Source organism: Kitasatospora sp. NBC_01539 (genome assembly GCF_045040525.1).
Classification (GTDB): domain Bacteria; phylum Actinomycetota; class Actinomycetes; order Streptomycetales; family Streptomycetaceae; genus Kitasatospora.
Genome location: NZ_CP109390.1, coordinates 143,937 through 163,271, shown reverse-complemented (window position 1 = coordinate 163,271; position 19,335 = coordinate 143,937). Strand labels below are relative to the sequence as shown.

The 19,335-nt window shown below is 74.8% G+C and carries 15 protein-coding genes and 1 pseudogene; 7 read left to right on the top strand and 9 right to left on the bottom strand.

What is annotated here, in order from left to right:
- Positions 1-23: 23 nt before the first annotated feature.
- Both OG335_RS00725 and OG335_RS00720 read right to left on the bottom strand, forming a co-directional pair.
- Entirely contained in the window at positions 24-761 is a 738-nt protein-coding gene (locus tag OG335_RS00725; RefSeq protein WP_405008964.1) for an SDR family oxidoreductase, read from the bottom strand.
- A complete protein-coding gene (locus OG335_RS00720) occupies positions 758-1,501 on the bottom strand; it encodes a class I SAM-dependent methyltransferase (protein ID WP_405008963.1) in 744 nt (247 codons plus the stop codon). The genes OG335_RS00725 and OG335_RS00720 overlap by 4 nt, the downstream gene beginning before the upstream one ends.
- Positions 1,502-1,783: 282 nt before the next feature.
- Here OG335_RS00720 and OG335_RS00715 point away from each other — a divergent pair, with 282 nt between their 5' ends.
- From OG335_RS00715 to OG335_RS00690, 6 genes are all read left to right on the top strand, one after another.
- On the top strand, positions 1,784-2,776 hold the full coding sequence (locus OG335_RS00715; RefSeq protein ID WP_405008962.1) for an aldo/keto reductase: 993 nt from the start codon (positions 1,784-1,786) through the stop codon (positions 2,774-2,776).
- Positions 2,777-3,071: 295 nt separating this feature from the next.
- Positions 3,072-4,301 carry an MFS transporter gene (locus OG335_RS00710; protein WP_405008961.1) on the top strand — a complete coding sequence of 410 codons (1,230 nt, stop codon included), beginning with the start codon at positions 3,072-3,074 and terminating at the stop codon, positions 4,299-4,301.
- 265 nt (positions 4,302-4,566) lie between these two features.
- On the top strand, positions 4,567-6,555 hold the full coding sequence (locus OG335_RS00705) for a non-ribosomal peptide synthetase (RefSeq protein ID WP_405008960.1): 1,989 nt from the start codon (positions 4,567-4,569) through the stop codon (positions 6,553-6,555).
- Positions 6,552-7,313, top strand: coding sequence for a thioesterase II family protein (locus tag OG335_RS00700; RefSeq protein WP_405008959.1), 762 nt, complete (start codon positions 6,552-6,554; stop codon positions 7,311-7,313). The genes OG335_RS00705 and OG335_RS00700 overlap by 4 nt, the downstream gene beginning before the upstream one ends.
- A gap of 208 nt (positions 7,314-7,521) precedes the next feature.
- On the top strand, positions 7,522-8,322 hold the full coding sequence (locus tag OG335_RS00695; protein WP_405008958.1) for an SDR family NAD(P)-dependent oxidoreductase: 801 nt from the start codon (positions 7,522-7,524) through the stop codon (positions 8,320-8,322).
- Between the two features lie 244 nt (positions 8,323-8,566).
- Complete coding sequence (locus OG335_RS00690; protein WP_405008957.1) at positions 8,567-10,957, top strand: ATP-binding cassette domain-containing protein; 2,391 nt, start codon at positions 8,567-8,569, stop codon at positions 10,955-10,957.
- 68 nt (positions 10,958-11,025) lie between these two features.
- Here OG335_RS00690 and OG335_RS00685 read toward each other — a convergent pair whose 3' ends face one another.
- The 6 genes and pseudogenes from OG335_RS00685 to OG335_RS00660 all read right to left on the bottom strand — a co-directional run bounded on the left by OG335_RS00685 (position 11,026) and on the right by OG335_RS00660 (position 16,539).
- The gene (locus OG335_RS00685; protein WP_405015276.1) at positions 11,026-11,364 is read right to left on the bottom strand and encodes a D-arabinono-1,4-lactone oxidase; all 339 of its coding nucleotides are present in this window, start codon (positions 11,362-11,364) and stop codon (positions 11,026-11,028) included.
- A 562-nt stretch (positions 11,365-11,926) separates the two neighbouring features.
- Positions 11,927-12,307 (bottom strand): annotated as a pseudogene (locus tag OG335_RS00680) (FAD-binding protein); the annotation flags it as partial.
- 218 nt (positions 12,308-12,525) lie between these two features.
- Positions 12,526-13,557, bottom strand: coding sequence for a polysaccharide deacetylase family protein (locus OG335_RS00675; protein WP_405008893.1), 1,032 nt, complete (start codon positions 13,555-13,557; stop codon positions 12,526-12,528).
- A gap of 25 nt (positions 13,558-13,582) precedes the next feature.
- Complete coding sequence (locus OG335_RS00670) at positions 13,583-14,374, bottom strand: phytanoyl-CoA dioxygenase family protein (protein ID WP_405008894.1); 792 nt, start codon at positions 14,372-14,374, stop codon at positions 13,583-13,585.
- Between the two features lie 155 nt (positions 14,375-14,529).
- Positions 14,530-15,588, bottom strand: coding sequence for a glycosyltransferase (locus OG335_RS00665; RefSeq protein ID WP_405008895.1), 1,059 nt, complete (start codon positions 15,586-15,588; stop codon positions 14,530-14,532).
- A 792-nt stretch (positions 15,589-16,380) separates the two neighbouring features.
- Positions 16,381-16,539 carry a hypothetical protein gene (locus OG335_RS00660; protein WP_405008896.1) on the bottom strand — a complete coding sequence of 53 codons (159 nt, stop codon included), beginning with the start codon at positions 16,537-16,539 and terminating at the stop codon, positions 16,381-16,383.
- 302 nt (positions 16,540-16,841) lie between these two features.
- Between OG335_RS00660 and OG335_RS00655 the strand changes: the two genes are divergently transcribed.
- Entirely contained in the window at positions 16,842-18,077 is a 1,236-nt protein-coding gene (locus OG335_RS00655; RefSeq protein ID WP_405008897.1) for a helix-turn-helix domain-containing protein, read from the top strand.
- A gap of 106 nt (positions 18,078-18,183) precedes the next feature.
- Here the strand turns inward: OG335_RS00655 and OG335_RS00650 are convergent, their stop codons facing one another.
- Complete coding sequence (locus OG335_RS00650) at positions 18,184-19,287, bottom strand: alpha/beta hydrolase (protein WP_405008898.1); 1,104 nt, start codon at positions 19,285-19,287, stop codon at positions 18,184-18,186.
- Positions 19,288-19,335 lie beyond the last annotated feature (48 nt).

Below are 19,335 nucleotides of genomic sequence, written 5' to 3'. Positions count from 1 at the left end.
GCGGGGGATGCGGCCGGGCCGACCTACCAGGCCACCCGGCCGCGGTCGTCGAAGAAGCCGCCGGTCGGGCCGTCGGCCGGCAGGGTGGCGAGCTCGACGACGGCGCGGGCGCCCTCCTCGACGCTTCGGGTGCCGCGGAAGGCGTTCATGTCGGTGGCGGTGTAGCCGGGCGACGCCGCGTTGATCTTCAGGTGCGCCAGCTCCGGGTCCTCGGCGAAGGCGCGGGCGTACTGCACCGTCAGCATGTTGAGCGCGGCCTTCGAGCTCGCGTACGCGAGGCGGAGCGAGGCGTCGCCGGGCAGGTCCGCGCCGTCGGCGGTCAGCCCGATCGAGGCGGTGGTGCTGGAGACGTTGACGATGCGCGGTGCGGGGGCGCTGCGCAGCAGCGGCAGCAGGGCGTGGATCACGGTGACCACGCCGACGACGTTCACGGCGAGCGTGTCCCGCATGACGGCCCCGGTGGTGTCGGTGGCGCGCGCCCCGAGGAACGTGCCGGCGTTGTTGACCAGGACGTCGAGCCGTCCGTACTCCTGCGTGATCCGCGCGGCGACCGCCGTGACGCTCCCCGGCTCGGTCACGTCGAGCCGTACCGGGCGGACGCGGACGCCCTCCGCGGCCAGCGTGCGGGCCGCCTCGGCGCCGCGGTCCGGGTCGCGGCTGGCCAGCAGGACGGTGGCCCCGCGCAACGCCAGCCGCCGGGCCGTCTCCCGGCCGATGCCCTTGTTGGCCCCGGTGACCAGGGCGACGGTGGCGGCGCTCACCGGGCCGGCCGGTACACGGAGACGTGGCCGGTGCTGTCGGCTCCGAAGGGCCGGCCGGACCAGTCGGCGAAGCGCCGGTCGAGGCGCAGCCCGGCCCGGGCGGCCATGAGGTCGAGCTCGGACGGCCAGCAGTAGCGCTCGGCGTGGGGGCGCAGGTGCACGCCGTCGGCGTCGAAGGTGATCTTCTGGCTGTGGAAGCGCTGTGCGGCGAGGTCGAACCGGTAGACCTCGATGGTGGCGGAGTCCTCGGTGACGGCGAGCGTCTCGACGCGCTGGCCGCGGTCGAAGAACGACGGGTCGGGCACGTAGGTCTCGACGACGAAGGCGCCGTCCTCGTCGAGCACCCGGGCGACGTTGCGGAAGCAGTCGGCCTGGCGGTCCGCGTCGATGAGGTTGAAGAGGGTGTTGAAGACCAGGTAGACGAGGGCGAAGGGGCCCTCCGCCGGCACGTCGGCCATGTCGCCGACGACCACCGGGATCGCCGTGCCCCCGGGCTTCTCGCGCAAGCGCCGCACCATCCGGTCGGAGCCCTCGACGCCTTCGACGCGGACCCCGCGTGCGGCCAGCGGCAGGGCCACCCGGCCGGTGCCGACGGCGAGTTCGAGCGCCCGGCCGCGGCCGGCGAGGTCGGCGAGGAACTCGACGGCGGGGGCCGGGTCGAGGGTGGTCTTCTCGTCGTAGTCGTCGGCCCATTCCTCGCCGAAGAGTGCCGGATCCCCGAACTTCTTCCTGGCGGTCATGCGAGCCCTTTCGGTCGGTGGCGGGCGGTCCCGTACGGGCCCCGTCCGGTGGCCCGGTGGCCCGGTGCCACGCGCCCGGTGTCGACCGGCCGTCGGGTGGCCGGGTCGGGTGGCCGGGTCGGGTGGCCGGGTCGGGTGGCGGTGCCGGTGCCGGGTCGTGGGGACTGCCGGGCCGCCGGTGGGCGTACCACATTGCCAGATGAGGCAAGAGTATGGCAAGTTGTTGACAAGAGGAGGCCCGGTCGTGGCCGGGCCCTTCGACACCGACAGGAGGGCGGCACCGTGGAGCGCAGGACCTTCGAACGGATCGGCAGGGAGGTGTCGGCCGTCGGCCTCGGCACCTGGCAGCTCGGCGCCGACTGGGGCGCCGTGGACGACCGCGAAGCGCTCGCAGTGCTGCACGCGGCGGCCGACGCCGGCGTGACGTTCCTCGACACCGCGGACGTGTACGGCGACGGGCGCAGCGAGCGGCTGATCGGCGCGTTCCTGCGCGAACGGGGCGGCGACGGCCCGCCGGTGACGGTCGCCACCAAGGCCGGACGGCGGGCCGCCCGGCAGGACCCGGCCGCGTACACCCTCGACAACCTCCGTGCCTGGACGGACCGTTCGAGGCGACTCCTCGGGGTCGACCGGCTCGACCTCGTGCAACTGCACTGCCCGCCCGGCGTGGTCGTCTCCTCCGGCGCGGTGTACGACGCGCTCGACACCCTGGTCGACGAGAAGCGCGTCGCGGCCTACGGCGTGAGCGTGGAGACCTGCGAGGAGGCGCTCGCCGCCATCGCCCGGCCGGGTGTCGCGAGTGTGCAGATCATCCTGAACGCCTTCCGCCGCAAGCCGTTGGAACGGGTGCTCCCCGCCGCCCGGGAGGCGGGCGTCGGCATCGTCGCCCGGGTGCCGCTCGCGTCCGGACTGCTCTCGGGGGCCTACCGGCACGACTCGGCGTTCGCCCCCGACGACCACCGCGCCTACAACCGCGGGGGTGCGTCGTTCGACGTCGGCGAGACGTTCTCCGGGGTGGACTACGCCGACGGCGTGGACGCCGCCGCGGAGTTCGCCGCGCTCGCACCCGCCGGTGCGACACCCGCGCAGACAGCCCTGCGCTGGATCCTCCAGCAGCCGGGCGTGACCACCGTCATCCCCGGTGCCCGCAGCGCCGCGCAGGTGCGGGCCAACGCGGCCGCCGCCGCGCTCCCGCCGCTGGACGCCGCCACGCTGGCGGCCGTCGAGGCGCTGTACGACCGGCGGATCCGCGCGGCCGTCCACCACCGCTGGTGACAGCCGTGGCGGGTGGCGGCGATGCCGGTGGCGCCGATGTCGGTGGTGCCGCGGCCGGTGGTGCCGAGGCTGCGTCGCGGGCGCCGGTGACGGTCGCCCGCGCGCAGGTCTCGGGGTCGGCCGCCGATCGTCCGGGGTCGACCATTGCCACGATTGGCAACTATGTGGCAAGGTATTGCCAATGCATGGTGCGGGGTCCGGCGCGGGCCCGCCGAGGGCCGCAGGCCGCCGGTCGCACGGCACGTTCGATGACCGGAGCCGCCGCGCACCGGCTGACGGAGGGGTGGACCGGCCAATGGCGACACCGGAGAAGGACCTGATCCGCACGGACCGGCCGGAGGCGCCGCTGCCGCCGCTGCCGCCGGGGGCGCGCTGGGCGGCGCCCGCGCCGTTCCTGGTGGCGGGCCTGCTCTTCGCCAACTATTACCTGCGGATGCCCTCGCTGAAGGCGGAGTTCGGGCTGTCCAACGGCCTGCTGGGCCTCTACCTGCTCCTCCCGGTCGTGACCGGACTGGTGACGCTCCAGTGGGCCGGCTCCCTGGTCGCCCGCTTCGGCAGCGGCGCCCTCGCCCGGGTGATGATCGTGGCGCTGCCCGCCTCGCTGGCCTGCATCGCCCTCGCCGACAACCGCTTCCTCTTCATGGCGGCCCTGCTGGTGTTCGGCGCCGTCAACGGCCTTGTCGACGTGTCGATGAATGCCCACGCCATCGCGGTGGAACGCGCTCTCGGCCGGCCCATCATGAACAGCTGCCACGCGGCCTGGAGCATCGGCACGCTGACCGGCGCCACCGTCGGAGGCGTCGTCGTCAAGGCCGGCGTCGCCTACCCGGCGCACTACCTCGCGGTGAGCGGCGTCCTCGTGGTGCTCGCCCTGGCGGCCGGCCGGTCCATGCTGCCCGCCTCCGCCGACCGCGCCGCGCCGGAGGGCGACACCGCGAAGCCGCGCGCCGGATGGCGCGACGGATGGACCGGCCGGGTGCTCGTGCTGGGCCTGACCGGCACCGTCGTCCTCGTCTCGGAGGCCGTTGTGGGCGACTGGGGCGGCATCTTCCTCCACGAGGAGCTCGGCGCCACCCTGGCCATGGCCTCCGTCGGCTACATCTGCTTCAGCTTCTGCCAGGCGGGCGGACGGCTGGTCGGCGACCGGCTCAACACGCGGTTCGGCGCGTCCACCCTCGTCCGCTGGGCGGGTGCGCTCGCCGTGCTCGGCCTCGCCGTGGTCGTGGTCAGCCCGTCCCCGGTCGTGGCGGTGATCGGCTTCGGTCTGCACGGGGCCGGCCTCTCCGTGATCGTGCCGCTCATCTTCAGCGCCGTCGGCCACGGCGCCGCCGAGGACGGCGCCGCACCGGACTCCGCCGCCGCGACCGCCGCCCTGGCCAAGGTCAACACCCTCACCTACGGCGGATTCCTCGCCGGACCGGTGCTGATCGGCTGGTTCGCCGACGGCTTCGGACTCACCGCCACCCTCGCCGGCCTGCTCGTGCTGCAGGCCCTGACGGTCGCCACCGGACTCCGCCGGGTGTGATCCGTCAGGTGTGATCCGCCGGGCGCCGTCCGTGCGGCGCGGCACGGACGCGCGGCCCGCGTCGTCTCTCCACGCCCGCACCATCCCGCCCGCAACGTCCCTGCCGTCCCCGCCCGCAACGTCCCGCCCGCACCGGGCCCTCGTCCGACCTGCGCCGCACGGGCGCGCACCCCGGGCCCGTGCTGCGCCCCCGTGCCTCGCCCCGTGCCGCGCCTCCGCAGGCGGGCCCGGCCCCGCAGCCCATCGACGACACAGAGGAGTGCTGATGACCATATCGACACCGACGGCCCCGGCGGGCCGCCGTCCCCTCGACCCGGCAGGCCGCGACGGCAGCCCCGCGGACCCCGGCTGCGGCACCCCGCTGCCCGGCGGCCGGCCCGGCCTCGTCCACGACCTCGTCGCCGGGTTCGCCCGCACCGACCCGCACCGGACGGCCGTCGTGGCAGCGGGCCGGAGCGTCGACTACCGCACCCTCGACGGCTGGGCCGGACGGATCGCCGCACGGCTCACCGCCGCGGGGATCGGGCGCGGCAGCCTCGTCGGGGTGCTGGCGGCACCCTCCACCGGAATGGTCGCCGCGGTGCTCGGCGTGCTGCGCGCGGGCGCCGCCTTCGTCCCCGTCGACCCGGCGAACCCGCCGCTGCGCACCACGGAACTCCTGGCCGGCGCCGGGGTCGTGGCCGTCGTGACCGCGGGGGACGTCGACCCCGGCACGCTCCCCGGCGTCCCGGTGGTCCCGGCCGACGCGGAGGAGCGCACCGACACCCCGGCCGGCCCGCCGGTGGTCGCGGCCCCCGACGACCCGGCGTACGTCATCCACACCTCCGGCAGCACCGGCCGGCCCAAGGGCGTGCTCGTCGAACACGGCCAGCTGGCCGCCTCCACCCTGGCCCGCCGCCTCGTCTACCCCGGGGCGCCGGTCTTCCTGCTCGTCTCGCCGCTCGCCTTCGACTCGTCGATGGCCGGCCTGTGGGGCACCCTGACGGCCGGTGGCACCCTCGTCGTCGCCACGCCCGAGGAGGTGCGCGACCCGGAGGCGCTCGTCCGCACCGTGGAGCGGCACGCGGTCACCATGCTGCTGTGCGTGCCGTCGCTCTACCGGGTCGTCCTCGACGCGGCCGACCGGCTCGGCCCGACGCGCCTGCGCTCCCTCGACACCGTGGTCGTGGCCGGTGAACCGCTGCCGCCGGAACTGATGACCCGTCACTTCGCCGTGCACGGTGGCCCGGTCGCGCTCGTCAACGAGTACGGCCCCACCGAGGCGACCGTCTGGGCGAGTTGCCGCCGCTACGACGAGCCGGGCGCCGTCTCCGTCGGCCGGCCGGTGCCCGGCGCCCGGCTCTACGTCCTCGACGATCAGCAGCGCCCGGTGCCGTCCGGCTGCGAGGGCGAGCTGTACATCGGCGGCGCCGGTGTCGCCCGGGGCTACCTCGGCCGGCCCGAGGCCACCGCGCGGGCCTTCCACGACGACCCGTTCGCGCCCGCGCCGGGCGGCCGGATGTACCGCACCGGCGACCTCGTCCGCTGGAACGCCGACGGCATGCTCGACTTCCTCGGGCGCCGCGACCACCAGGTGAAGATCCGCGGCCATCGCATCGAACTCGGCCACGTCGAAGCCCGGTTGTGCGAACTCCCCGGTGTCCGCGAGGCCGTCGTGGTACCCGACGCGGAACACACCGCACTGGCCGGGTACGTCCTCGCGCCGTCCCGCCCGGACGCGGCGCCGCTGCGCGCCCGGCTCGCCGAGCTGCTGCCCGCCGTCATGGTGCCCACCCGGATCACCGTGCTCGACGCCTTCCCGAGGACGGTCAACGGCAAGGCCGACCGGGCCGCCCTCGCCGCGCTCGCGGCCGTGCCGACGACGGCGACCGCGGACGGGCCGCCCGCCACGGCCGAGGCCACGGCACAGCCCGCGCCGCCGAAGGCCGACGGCGACCTGACGGCCCGCGTCGGCGACGCCTGGCGCGACGTGCTCGCCGTCGACACCGTGCCCCGCGACGTCAACTTCTTCGACCTCGGCGGCCATTCGCTCGCGATGTTCCGGCTGCAGGACGCCCTGGAGGCCCGCACCGGCACCCGGCCGTCCGTGGTCGCGCTGTTCCGCCACACCACCGTCACGGCCCAGGCGGAGCTGATCCGCACCGGCGGCGCCGACGCGGACGCCACGCGGGGCGGCGACCGGCACGCCGCCGCCCGCCGGGCCCGTGCCCTCCGCGCCGAACGGCAGCGCGCCGGCCGGGAGGCCGCGAAGTGACCCGGCCCGCCACGACCTGGCTGCAGTGCGCCACCCCCGTCGACGACCCGCAGCAGCGCCTGATCTGCTTCCCGCACGCCGGAGGTTCGGCATCCTTCTACCGCGACTGGGGCGCGCACCTGCCCGGCACGGAGGTGCACGCCGTGCGCTACCCCGGCCGGGCCGAACGCCTCGCCGAGCCTCCCGCCACCGACCTGCGCGCCCTCGCCGCCGTGATCGCGGAGGCGCTGGAACCGCTCGCCGACCGCCCGCTCGCCCTCTTCGGGCACAGCATGGGCGCGCCGATCGCCCTGGAGACCGCCCGGGCGCTGGAGGCCCGCGGCATCCGACCGGCGCACCTCTTCGCCTCCGGCTCGTGCGACGCCGCCCACCCCGACCCGGACGCCGAGGAGAGCACCGCGAACGGCGGGGAGAGCGCCGAGGACGACGCGGCCGTCGTCGAGCGGCTGCTCACCCTCGGCGGCACCGACCCCGAACTCGCCCGCGACCCGGCCTTCCAGGAGCTCGTCCTGCCGTACGTCCGCGCCGACAGCCGGATGTTCCACACCTACCGGCCCCGCCCGGAGACGCCGCTGCGCTGCCCCGTCACGACGATCACCGGCGACGCCGACAACGACGCCGACCGGCGGCCCTGGAGCGAGCTCACCGCGGGCCCGGTGCGCGCGCACACCACCCCCGGGGACCACTTCTACCTCGTCGACCGCCCCCCGTACGCACTGATCCTGGCCACGCTCGCGCCCGTCGCCGCCCGCGGCTGACCGGCCGGCCCCCGTACGCGCCCCCGCCGCAGGCCGTCCCCGCGGCGGGGGCGCCGCGCGTACCGGCCCAGGGCGTACGCGTCGGCCCGCCCGCGTACCGGCCCGCCCGTGCGTCCCCGGATCGCCGCCGCGTCCCCCGGACCGCCGCCGCACTGCCCGCCCGCCATCCCCTCATCGGCCCGCCCAGGGCCGCGCCCAGGAGGCCGCCATGCGCATCACCGGAGCCACCGTCCTGCTCACCGGCGCCACGGGCGGCATCGGCCGCGCCCTCGCCACCGGCCTGGCCCTGGCCGGCGCCCGGCTGGTGCTGACCGGCCGCCGGTCGGAGGCGCTCGACCGGCTCGCCGCCGACCTCGGCGCCCGCGCCGTACCCGCCGACCTCGCCGACCCGGCCCAGGTCGCCGCCCTCGCCGACGCCTGCCCGGACACCGACCTGCTCGTCGCCAACGCGGCGCTCCCGGCCAGCGGCGAACTCCTCGACTACACGCCCGAGCAGATCCACCGGGCCCTGACGGTCAACCTCCACGCACCGGTGCTCCTCGCCCGGCTCCTCGCCCCCCGCATGGTCGCCGTCGGCCGCGGCCACCTCGTCTTCGTCGGTTCGATGTCCGGCAAGGCCGCCACCCCCGCCTCGTCGCTCTACACCGCCACGAAGTTCGGCCTGCGCGGCTTCGCGCACAGCCTCCGGCAGGACCTGCACGGCACCGGCGTCGGCGTCTCGCTCGTGCAGCCGGGGTTCGTCCGCGACGCGGGCATGTTCGCCGCGACCGGCGCGGCCGTGCCCAGCGGCGTGCGGACCGTCGCCCCCGGCCACGTGGCGGCCGCCGTCGTCCGCGCGGTGGAGCAGAACCGCGGCGAGACCAACGTGGCGCCGCTGAAGCTGCGGTGGCGGTGCACCGTCGCCGGGCAGTTCCCCGGCTGGTCCGGGCGGCCGCGCCGCGGTGCGGGCAGCGGGGCCGCGGCCGAGGCGGCCCGCCGGATCGTCGACGCCCAGCGGGCCTCGCGCTGACCTCCGCCCGGACGCCGCCGCAGGTCCGGGCCGGGACGCGCGCCCACCGCCGCCGGACCGGTCAGGCACGCCCTAGCGTGGAGGCACCCGGGCCGGTGCGCGGCCGGTCTGCGACAGGTCTGCGACAGGTCGGCGATCGGACCGGCCGGGAAGCACCGGACGCCCGGCCCGGAACTGGTTAGATCGAGCCAGCGACGCCGAGGGGGGACCGCGCACGCGGCCCCACGTAACAGATGGAGACACGATGGGCATGACCACGAGGACGGACACGCCGTCGCCCGCTCCGCACGGTGCCGACAGCCACGATCTGATCCGCGTGCACGGCGCGCGCGTGAACAACCTCAAGGACGTCAGCATCGCGATCCCCAAGCGGCGGCTGACGGTGTTCACCGGCGTCTCCGGCTCGGGCAAGAGCTCGCTGGTGTTCGGCACCATCGCCGCGGAGTCGCAGCGGCTGATCAACGAGACCTACAGCGCCTTCGTGCAGGGCTTCATGCCGACGCTGGCCCGCCCCGAGGTCGACGTGCTCGAAGGGCTGACCACCGCCATCCTCGTCGACCAGCAGCGGATGGGGGCCGACCCGCGCTCCACCGTCGGCACCGCCACCGACGCCAACGCGATGCTGCGCATCCTCTTCAGCCGGCTCGGGAAGCCGCACATCGGCCCGCCCAAGGCGTTCTCCTTCAACGTCGCCTCGATCAGCGGTGCGGGCGCGGTCACCGTGGAACGCGGCGGACAGACCGTCAAGGAGCGGCGCAGCTTCAGCATCACCGGCGGGATGTGTCCGCGCTGCGAGGGCCGCGGGACGGTCTCCGACATCGACCTCACCCAGCTCTACGACGGCTCCAGGTCGCTCTCCGAGGGCGCGATCACCGTCCCCGGCTACACGGGGGGCGGCTGGAACTCCCGGCTCTACAGCGAGTCCGGCTTCTTCGACGCGGACAAGCCGATCCACGGGTTCACCGAGAAGGAACTGCACGACTTCCTGTACCGCGAGCCGACCAGGATGAAGATCGCGGGCATCAACATGACGTACGAGGGGCTGGTGCCGCGGATCCAGAAGTCGATGCTCGCCAAGGACAGGGAGGGCATGCAGCCGCACATCCGGGAGTTCGTGGACAGGGCGGTCACCTTCACGACGTGTCCCGGGTGCGAGGGCACCCGGCTCACCGAGGGCGCCCGGTCGTCGAAGATCGGGAAGACCAACATCGCCGACGCGTGCGCGATGCAGATCAGCGACCTGGCCGAGTGGGTGCGCGGCCTCGACGAGCCGTCGGTGGCGCCGCTGCTCACCGTGCTGCAGCAGACCCTCGACTCGTTCGTGGAGATCGGCCTCGGCTACCTCGCGCTCGACCGGCCGGCCGGCACGCTGTCGGGCGGCGAGGCGCAGCGCGTCAAGATGATCCGCCACCTCGGCTCCTCCCTCACCGACGTCACGTACGTCTTCGACGAGCCCACCATCGGGCTGCACCCGCACGACATCGAGCGGATGAACGGCCTGCTGCTGCGGCTGCGCGACAAGGGCAACACGGTGCTCGTCGTGGAGCACAAGCCGGAGACGATCTCGATCGCCGACCACGTCGTCGACCTCGGCCCCGGCGCCGGTACGGCCGGCGGCACGATCTGCTTCGAGGGCACCTTCGAGGATCTGCGGGCCGGCGGCACCGTCACCGGCCGCCACCTCGACGACCGGGCCAAGATCAAGGAGTCGGTGCGCAAGCCCACCGGCACCCTGGAGATCCGCGGCGCCACGGCGAACAACCTGCACGAGGTCGACGTCGACATCCCGCTCGGGGTGCTCACCGTCGTCACCGGGGTCGCCGGCTCCGGCAAGAGCTCGCTCGTGCACGGGTCGATCCCGCCGGGCGAGGGTGTCGTGTCGGTCGACCAGAGCCCGATCCGCGGCTCGCGGCGGAGCAACCCGGCGACGTACTCCGGGCTGCTCGAACCGATCCGCAAGGCGTTCGCGAAGGCCAACGGCGTGAAGCCGGCGCTGTTCAGCGCCAACTCCGAGGGCGCCTGCCCCACCTGCAACGGCGCGGGCGTCGTCTACACCGACCTGGCGATGATGGCCGGTGTGGCCTCCCCCTGCGACGACTGCGAGGGCAAGCGGTTCCAGGCCTCGGTGCTGGAGTACCGCCTCGGCGGCCGCGACATCAGCGAGGTGCTCGCCATGTCGGTGGCGGAGGCCGAGGAGTTCTTCGGCACCGGCGAGGCCCGCACCCCGGCCGCGCATGCCGTCCTCGACCGGCTCGCGGACGTCGGGCTCGGCTACCTCACCCTCGGCCAGCCGCTCCCCACGCTGTCCGGCGGCGAGCGGCAGCGGCTCAAGCTGGCCACCCACATGGCCGACAAGGGCGGCGTGTACGTCCTGGACGAGCCGACCACCGGCCTCCACCTCGCCGACGTCGAGCAGATGCTCGGCCTCCTCGACCGGCTCGTCGACTCCGGCAAGTCGGTGATCGTCATCGAGCACCACCAGGCCGTCATGGCGCACGCCGACTGGATCATCGACCTCGGCCCCGGCGCCGGCCACGACGGCGGCCGGATCGTCTTCGAGGGCACACCCGCCGACCTCGTCGCCGCCCGCTCCACCCTCACCGGCGAGCACCTCGCGGCGTACGTCGGCGGCTGACCGCGCCGTCGCTCCCACCGGGCGGTGCGACACCCGCTGCCGCACCGCCCGGTGGCCACCCGCACGGGTCAGCCGTCGCCGAGCAGGGCGTCGAGGAACGCGTTGCGGAACTTCCCGGCCGGGTCGAGTTTCCGCGCCAGCCGTCCGAACTCGCCGGCCTGCTCGTAGCGCGCGGCCAGCTCGTCCGGGGCCAGGCCGGTGAGCTTGCCCCAGTGCGGCCGGCCGCCCAGCGGTATCAGCCGCTCCTCGACCGCCGCGATCACCGGTGCGACGGCGGCGGCGTCGCGGACCCACGTGAAGTGGAAGGTCGCCGTGGGCCGCCGGTACGCGGGGCTGAGCCACAGATCGTCGGCGGCGACCGTCCGGACCTCCGCGACGTGCAGCGCCGGCGCGACCAGGTCGCCGATGTCGCGCAGCGCCTCGAACGCGGCGGGCGCCGCCTCCCGCGGCAGGTAGTACTCCGACTGCAGCTCCTCCCGCGCCGGGCGTCAGCTCCGGGCGGAAGTGCGGAAGCCGCTCGAACCACGGCCCGGGCACGTCGAGTTGCTCGGTGCTGTGCTCCGGCGGCATGCCCGGCACGGGGTTGAGCGGGCGGTCCGCCGCCCGGCCGCCCTCCCAGCCGCTGCCGCTGTCACTGCTGCTATCACTGTGACTGCCGCTGCCGTCGGTACGCCGCTTGAGCCAGACCTGGGCCTCCGGGCCGCGCCAGTCCGTGAACACGCTGACGCTGTCGGCGGCGCCGAGGACTGCGTCGAAGCGGTCGGCGACCTCGGTGAGGGGTACCGCCACCCGGACGCGCTGCGCCATCGTGTACGCGGGTTCGACCTCCAGGGTGAGACGGGTGACGACGCCGAGCGCGCCGAGTGCGACGACCGACCCGGGGAAGGTGTCCGGTGCGGTGGCGCGGTCCAGCTCGACGAGGTCGCCCTCCGGGCCGACGAGTTGGAGGCCCGTCACGGCGGCGGCCAGACAGCGGCGGGCGTCGCCGGAACCGTGCGTGCCGGTCGCCACCGACCCGGCGACGGAGATGTGCGGCAGCGACGCGAGGTTGCCGAGGGCGAGGCCGGACCGGTGCAGGGCGACGGCGAGTTCGGCGTAGCGCAGGCCCGCCGGCACGCGGACCGTCGAGCGGTCGGTGTCCACGTCGACGGCGGCCGGCAGCCCGTCGAGCACGACGAGGTCGCCGGGCGCGGCGGCGACCCGGCTGAACGAGTGGCCGCTGCCGAGCGCTCTGATCCGGGCCGAGCCGGCGACGAGCCGGCGCAGCTCGTCGAGGTCGCGCGGCCGGTGGGTGCGCTCGGCGCCGAAGGCGACGTTGCCGGCCCAGTTCGTGGTCGGGAGGGACTCCATGGCGTGATCACTCCGATCGGTACGGGTACGGGCACGGGGGCAGATACGGGGGCAGATACGCGGGGCAGGTACGCGGGGCAGGCACGGGGGGCAGGTACGGGGCGGCGGACGGCCCGCGGCTGCACGTGCGGGGTTCCGGCAGCACGGGGCCGGGTGGGGGAGTGCCGCTCGTTCGGGCTCCCCCACCCGGCCCCGCCGCGTGCCGTGCGGGGCGCGGGTCAGCCGACCGGCGCCGTCACCATGTCGTCGACGAGGACGAAGCGGTAGTCGCGCTCCAGCAGGCCCTCGATGACGGCGGGCAGCGCCTCGACCGTCTGCGACCGGTCGCCGCCGCCGTCGTGCAGGAGCACCACCGACCCCGGGCGGGCCTCGGCGAGGACGGTGTCGGCGATGAAGTCCGCGCCGGGCATCGCCCAGTCGTCCGGGGCGACGTCCCAGAGCACGACGCGGGCGTCCTCCTCGGTGAGCCACCGCACCACCTCGGGGGTGCGTGCGCCGTACGGCGGCCGGAACAGCGTGGGCGCCGGGCCGTCCGACACCTCGGCGATCCGGTCGCGGGTGCGCGCGAGCTGCTCGACCAGCTCCGGGCGGGTGAGCTCCGGCAGGAACGGGTGCGACCAGGTGTGGTTCGCCAGCCCGTGGCCCTGTGCGCGGATCCGCCGGACCTCCTCCGGGTACGCGCCGGCGTTCATGCCCACGCAGAAGAAGGTCGCCGGCACGCCGTACCGCTCCAGCACGTCGAGGATCCGCCCGGTGTAGGGCGGCAGCGGGCCGTCGTCGAAGGTCAGCGCGATCTCCCGGCGCTCGCGGGGCCCGTGGTCGAGGCAGCGGCCCGCGGCGGACATCCGGGCCGTCGCGTCGGCGGCGGAGGCGATCCACCGCTCCAGCAGCGGCTCGCGCCCGGTCTGGGTGCCGCGGTTGCGGACCAGCCGGGTGAGCGCGGCCGGGGCGCGGGCCGCGGCGTGCGCGACGTCGACGGCCGGGACGGACCCGAACGACGGCCGTCGGGGCAGGGCGTCCTCGTCCGCCCGGAACACCTCCAGGCCGGCCGCCATCATGCGGCCGTCGAGGATCCCGTTGGTGCTCTCCACCACGGTGGCGTGCGGGCCCCGGATGCCGCGCAGGTACGCGATCATCTCATCGGCCCGGCCCGCGGCGAACTGCATCCGGGGCAGCACGCGTCCGCCGTCGGGGCCGACGGTGTCGACCTCGAAGCCGGTGGCGCCCCAGGAGACTCCTGAGTACAACATCCTGTACCTCCGTCGGGGCAGCGGCTCAGGCCGGCCGGGTGTACTCGGTGAAGTGGCGCTCGGCGAAGAGCTCGGGCCACCGGCCGTGGTCGAGGCCGAGGTCCTGCGCTCTGCGCAGCACGGAGCGCCAGTACGGCTTGACGGGCGGCCAGAGCCGGCCGGTCTCGCAGTAGGAGGCGTCGACGAAGTAGCGGTCCTTGCCCGCCGATCCGGGCCGGCGGCGCCGGGCGTGGAAGAGCGCCGAGTGCAGCACGACCGTCGACCCGGGCGGCAGCCGGTCGATGACCACCTCGCCCGGCAGCTCCCGGGTGCCGAGCCCGGCACGGGCGTCCTTGTCGGCCACCTCCCGGTGCGAGCCGGGCAGCACGGCCAGCGAGGACGTGCCGCGGTCGAGGCCGTCGAGGTAGTGCAGGGTGTGGATCATCGCGTACCGCCGGTCGGTCTGCGGCCGCTGCTCGTAGTCGTGGTGCCAGGCCTTGCCCGGGGTGTCCGGGGCCTGCCGGTCGCTGTGCAGGTGGTGGAAGGCGAACGACGGGCCCATCAGCCCGGCGAGCAGCTCCAGCAGGGGCGGGTGCCCGACGAGTTCGCCGTGGGCGGGCAGCTCCACCTCGACGACCGGCGGGGCGCCGTGCGCGTCGGGGTCGAGCACCGCGGCGATCGACCGGGCCCGCAGGCCGTCGTCGACCCAGTGGTCGGCCTCCCGCCGGAGCCGACCGGCCAGCTCGTCGGGGAGGAACCCGGGCAGGACGAGGTAGCCGTCCTCCGTGAACCGGTCGAGGTCGGTGGACCTGAGGGGCAGTAACGTCTGAGGGGTCATGGGCGTACTCCGCTCTGTTGCGTTCGGTGTCCCTCGGCGGGCGGCGCGGCCGCGGCGGGCCCGGTGCGCGGACGGGCCCTCGGCGGGCCCGGAGCGTCGCAGGCCGACCGCCGAGACGTCAGGGGCGGTGCCGTACGGGGGCGGGGCGGCCGGTGTCAGTGCCAGCCCCACCAGGTGAGGTCGCAGCCCTCCCAGTGGTGCACGGGGTCGGTCTCGTTCGACTCGAGGAGCCCCGTGGGCAGCACGACGGACCGCAGCCGCCGCTGCCCGTCGGGGGAGAGGACCACCAGGCGGCGGTCACCGGTGTCCGCCGCGTGGCCGACGAGGACGTACCCGAGGTCGCGGTCGTACCGCACCTCGACGGGGTCGCCCTCGGACAGCCCGGCCGCGGCGACGGCGACGGGGGAGTCCGCGGGGGCGCGCTCCTCCAGGCTCTCCACGTAGGGGAGTCCGGCGCGCTGGAGGTACGCCAGCTTGGCGATCAGACGGTGGTGCGCGTCGCCGTCCTCCAGGAAACGGCCGAGGATCTCCAGGTCGGTCGCGCCGATGTCGATGTTGCTGGACAGGTTGCCGCTGTGCATCTGGTAGACGTACGTCGGCTCGATCGGCAGCGACACGGGGATGCGGGCGGCCGCGAACCGCAGCCACAGGTCCCAGTCCTCCGCGTACCGGCACGGCCGGTAGCCGCCGACCGCCTCGTAGTCCTTGCGGCTGTAGAGGCAGCCGACGCCGAGGTAGTTGCGCACCAGCATGTAGGCGTACTGGTCGTCGGAGTCCGGCAGGCGCTCGGTGACCGGCCGCGGGATGTCCTCCGTCTCGTTCTCGACGAGCAGCAGCCGGCGGGGCGCGATCAGCCCGGGACGCTCGGCGTACGCCTTGGTCATGGCGGCGACGGCACCCGGCAGGAGCATGTCGTCCGCGTCGAGCTGGAGGACGAGTTCGGAGCCGGTCGCCGCGATGGCGGTCTGCCGGGCGTGCCAGGTGCCCCGGTGCTCGCCGCGGATGACGCGCAGCGGCAGCAGGTCGGTCCAGCGGCCGGCGCGCTCGTACGTGTCGTCGTCCGAACCGTCGTCGACGACGACGACCTCGGTCGGCGGGACGGTCTGGGTGACGAGGGAGGCCAGCGCGTGGTCGATGTGCGCGGCCCCGTTCAGGACGGGGATGATCACGGCGACGGTGGGCGTGCCCACCGGGTCGTGCGCGGTCAGGGGCATGGGTTCTCCTTCGAGGAGGGGTTGACGGCCGGCCGGGCGTGTTCTCGGCGGCTGCCGGCTCTGCGGGGTGTGCCGGTTCGGCGGCCTGACGGTCCGACCACCGGACCCCGACGGCTCGGCCACCGGTCCGACGGCTCGACCGACGCGCGGCGGTCGGCCTGACGCACGGTCGGACCAGGCGGTCCGCCGGGTCGGTACGGCCCCGCGGGGACGCCCGCGCAACGGTGTCGGAACGGGGCCGGGTCGGGGCCGGGTCGGGACTGGAACGGGGCTGGAACACGGGGCCGGGTCGGGACTGGAACGGGGCTGGAACACGGGGCCGGGTCGTGGCCGGACCGGGACGGAAGGCGGATGGGAAAGCGCTCTCTCGTTCGGGCATGGCCGGCCGCAGCGCCGCAGGTCCGAAATGGGTGCTTCCGTGGGCCTGATGGGGCCTGTGGGACGGTCGCCCGCGACGAGCCGGGCGGTCGGTTCGAGACCGCCGACGCGGTTTTTCGGTGCAGGGCAGAACACAGGCGTTGGCGGAAAGCTGGGAGAGCGTTCTCCCGATTGGCCGCGCTCACCCGGAGCCCGGAATGCCGCTATGGCAAATCGTTGACAAGTTTAGTCAAGATCCCTGCGGGAGTGCGGCGAGGAAAGGTGCCGATTCACCCGGGAGAAGTCCGCCGGCCGACCGTCACAGGTTCCGGGCGTCCGGGGTCCGAGGACCCGGGCCGACCGGGCGGCGCGGCGGACGGGAGGTGCGTGCGGGACGCGGCCCGCACGGCGCGGGGGTCGTGCGTGTCCGTCGTGTCACGGCCAGTCGATGTCGTCCAGGCCGTCGCCGGCGAGGACGACGGTCGAGGCGCCTCCCGGCGCCTGGATCGCCGCGCTCGACGGGGCGGCGACCAGGAGGGCCAGCAGGAGGGTGGCGAGGGCGGCGGCGGAGGCGGTTCCGATGTACTTGCGCATGACGGCTCCAGTCGAGGAGGGGCAGGGATCGGTGCATCCGTTGGTACGAGAAGAAAAACTAGTCGCGGGAAAAGATCGTTGGCAAGTCCTTGCCTGAAAGATGTCAAATTAGTGACAAGGTGTCACTCTGTGGTGAAGATCACTTGCCTAGCGTGTGCGGGCACAATTGCCAGAAACGGTGTCAGCCCATTACAGTTGCCTCTGGCACAGTGGTGAGGCTCCCGGCATGTCCCTGCAGGCCCCCCGCAGGGGGCTGACCGTCTGACCGAAACTGAATCCGTGTGGATTGTGGGATCAGCATGATGGAGCAGCCCTTTTTCGGCCGTCGCCTCAGGGAGTTGAGGCAGGAGCGCGGCCTCTCGCAGGCCGCCCTCGCGGGCGACGAAATCTCGACCGGATACCTGTCGCGACTGGAATCGGGAGCGCGGCAACCGACCGATCGCGTGGTGGCCTACCTCGCCGACCGGTTCGGCGTCGACCGGTCCGCCTTCGACGTGCCCGCCAGCGGCGGCTCACTGGCCCAGGCCCTCTCCATCGCGACGTCCACGGACAGCGACGAGGCGATCGAAGCCCTCATCACCGCACTGAACCGCGCCCCGGGAGCCGACCTCCTCTCGCGCTGGCAGGCCCTGTGGGTGGTCTTCCGCTACTGGCGGCGCCAGGGCCGGCACTCCGAGGAGCGCGCCTGCCTGGAGGAGCTCGCCCGGATCGCCGACGAACTCGGCCTGCCCGAGCTGCAGTGCCGCGCCTGGGCACAGCTCGCCCGGCTGCTCCGGTCGACCGGCGAGGTGGCCCGCGCCATCGGCGTGGCCTCCCGCGCCTACCAGCTCGCCTCCGAGGCGAAGCTCTCCGTCTCCGACACCGGAGCGGCGCTCCAGACCCTCGTCGCCGCCGAGGCCGAGGCCGGTCAGCTGCCCGACGCCCGGGCGCACGTCGACGAGCTCGTCCGGCTCACGGAACGCGGCGGGTCGGACGTGGCACGCACCGAGGCGCTGTGGTCCGCGGCCACCGTCCGCTCCCGGCAGGGCGACCACGACGGCGCCCGCGACTACCTGGAGCGCGCGATGCTCGGCCTGGAGAGCAGGGTCGACCTCACCCTGTGGGTGCGGCTGCGGCTCGCCGCCGCCTCCCTCTACCTCCAGACCAAGCCGCCCATGGTCGACCGCGGCCGGGACTGCCTGCAGGAGGCCGGGACGGCGCTCTCCCTCGTCGGCACGCCCGTCCTGCGGCAGGAACTGCTCACCCTGCAGGCCTACCTCGCCTTCCACGAGGGGCGGTTCGACGACGCCCGCCGGGCGCACGACGAACTCAGCCGGGACGAACTCCTCCTGGTCTACCGCGACCAGGTGCGCCTGGGCATCCTCGACAGCCGCCTGCTGCTCCTGGAGGGCAGGGAGGCCGAAGGGCTCGGCCGGCTGAAGGAGCTGGGCGAGGAGGCCCGTCAGAGCTCCAACATCGACCTCGCCGCGGACATCTGGCGCATCCTCGCGGAGGCCCTGGAGGAGCTCCACCAGGGCCGGCCCGTCCCCGCCCCCTGAGTCGGCGCCGCGCACCCGCGGCACCCACCCGCGGCATCACGGCATCACGGCATCACGGCATCACGGCATCACGGCACGTCGGCCGTACGTCGTGCCGCCCGCGCGCTCAGAGCTCCAGGACCCGCCGCAGCCACGCCACCCGGGCGGCGTGCGCGCTCCGCGAGACCACCGCCGACGGCACCCATTCGTCGAAGCTGTGGAACGCCCCGGCCCAGACGTGGAGTTCAGCCTCGCAACCCGCCCGCCAGAGGCGCGAGGCGTAGGCGACGCCCTCGTCGCGCAGCGCCTCCACCGAGCCGACCTCCAGGAACGCCGGGGGCAGCCCCGCGAGATCGTGGGCCCGCGCGGGCGCGGCGTACGGCGTGACGGCGTCCGTACCCCGGCGGTCACCGAGCAGTGCCGTCCAGCCCGCGCGGTTGGAGAGGCCGTCCCAGAGACCGACCCGGGCCATCTGCCGGGCGGAGAAGCTGTCGGAACGGTCGTCGAGCATCGGGAACTGCAGCAGCTGCCCGGCCGGCCGGGGCCCGCCGCGGTCACGGCAGAGCAGGGCGAGGCCGGCGGCCAGCGCACCTCCCGCGCTGTTGCCGCTGAGCACGATCCGGTCGGCCGGCAGGCCCAGCCGTACGGCGTGGTCCGCCAGCCAGAGCAGCGCGGCGTAGCAGTCCTCCACCGGCACCGGGTCGGGGTGTTCGGGCGCGAGCCGGTAGTCGACGGACAGCACGGCCAGGCCGAGCTCCCCGGCCCGGTCGAGCTCCCCGGCGAGCTCGGTGCTGCGGTGGCTGCCGGCCACCATCCCGCCGCCGTGCGTGTGGTGGACGACGCCCCGCGGCACGTCGACGGCGGTCGGCCGGCACAGCAGCAGGGGGATCGCGGGCCTGCCGTGCGCGGCGGGTACCTCCAGGTGCTCCAGGGTGAAGGCGCCGCCGCGGAGGATCTGTGCGTCGGTGAGCCGGCCGGCCGCGCTGCGGCGGCGACGGTCCGGGATCAGCGCCGGAGTCAGCGGCATCGCGAGGTCGGCGAGGATCGCCGCGAGCGGCTGCGCCAGCTCGCGGTCGAACGGCGGCGGGGCGCCGCCGGCGGTGCGGGCCGCCGCCGTACGGGTGTCGGTGACGGTGTCGGTGGGGTCGCCGAGGGCGGGGTTGCCGCGGTCGGTCGCGGTGCCGGGGTCGGTGGAGGTGCTGTGCCCGGTGGGGGCGGCGAGGTCGGTCATGGCACTCCTGCCGTGGACGGTCGGGGACGCGGTGCGGTGGGCGGAAGC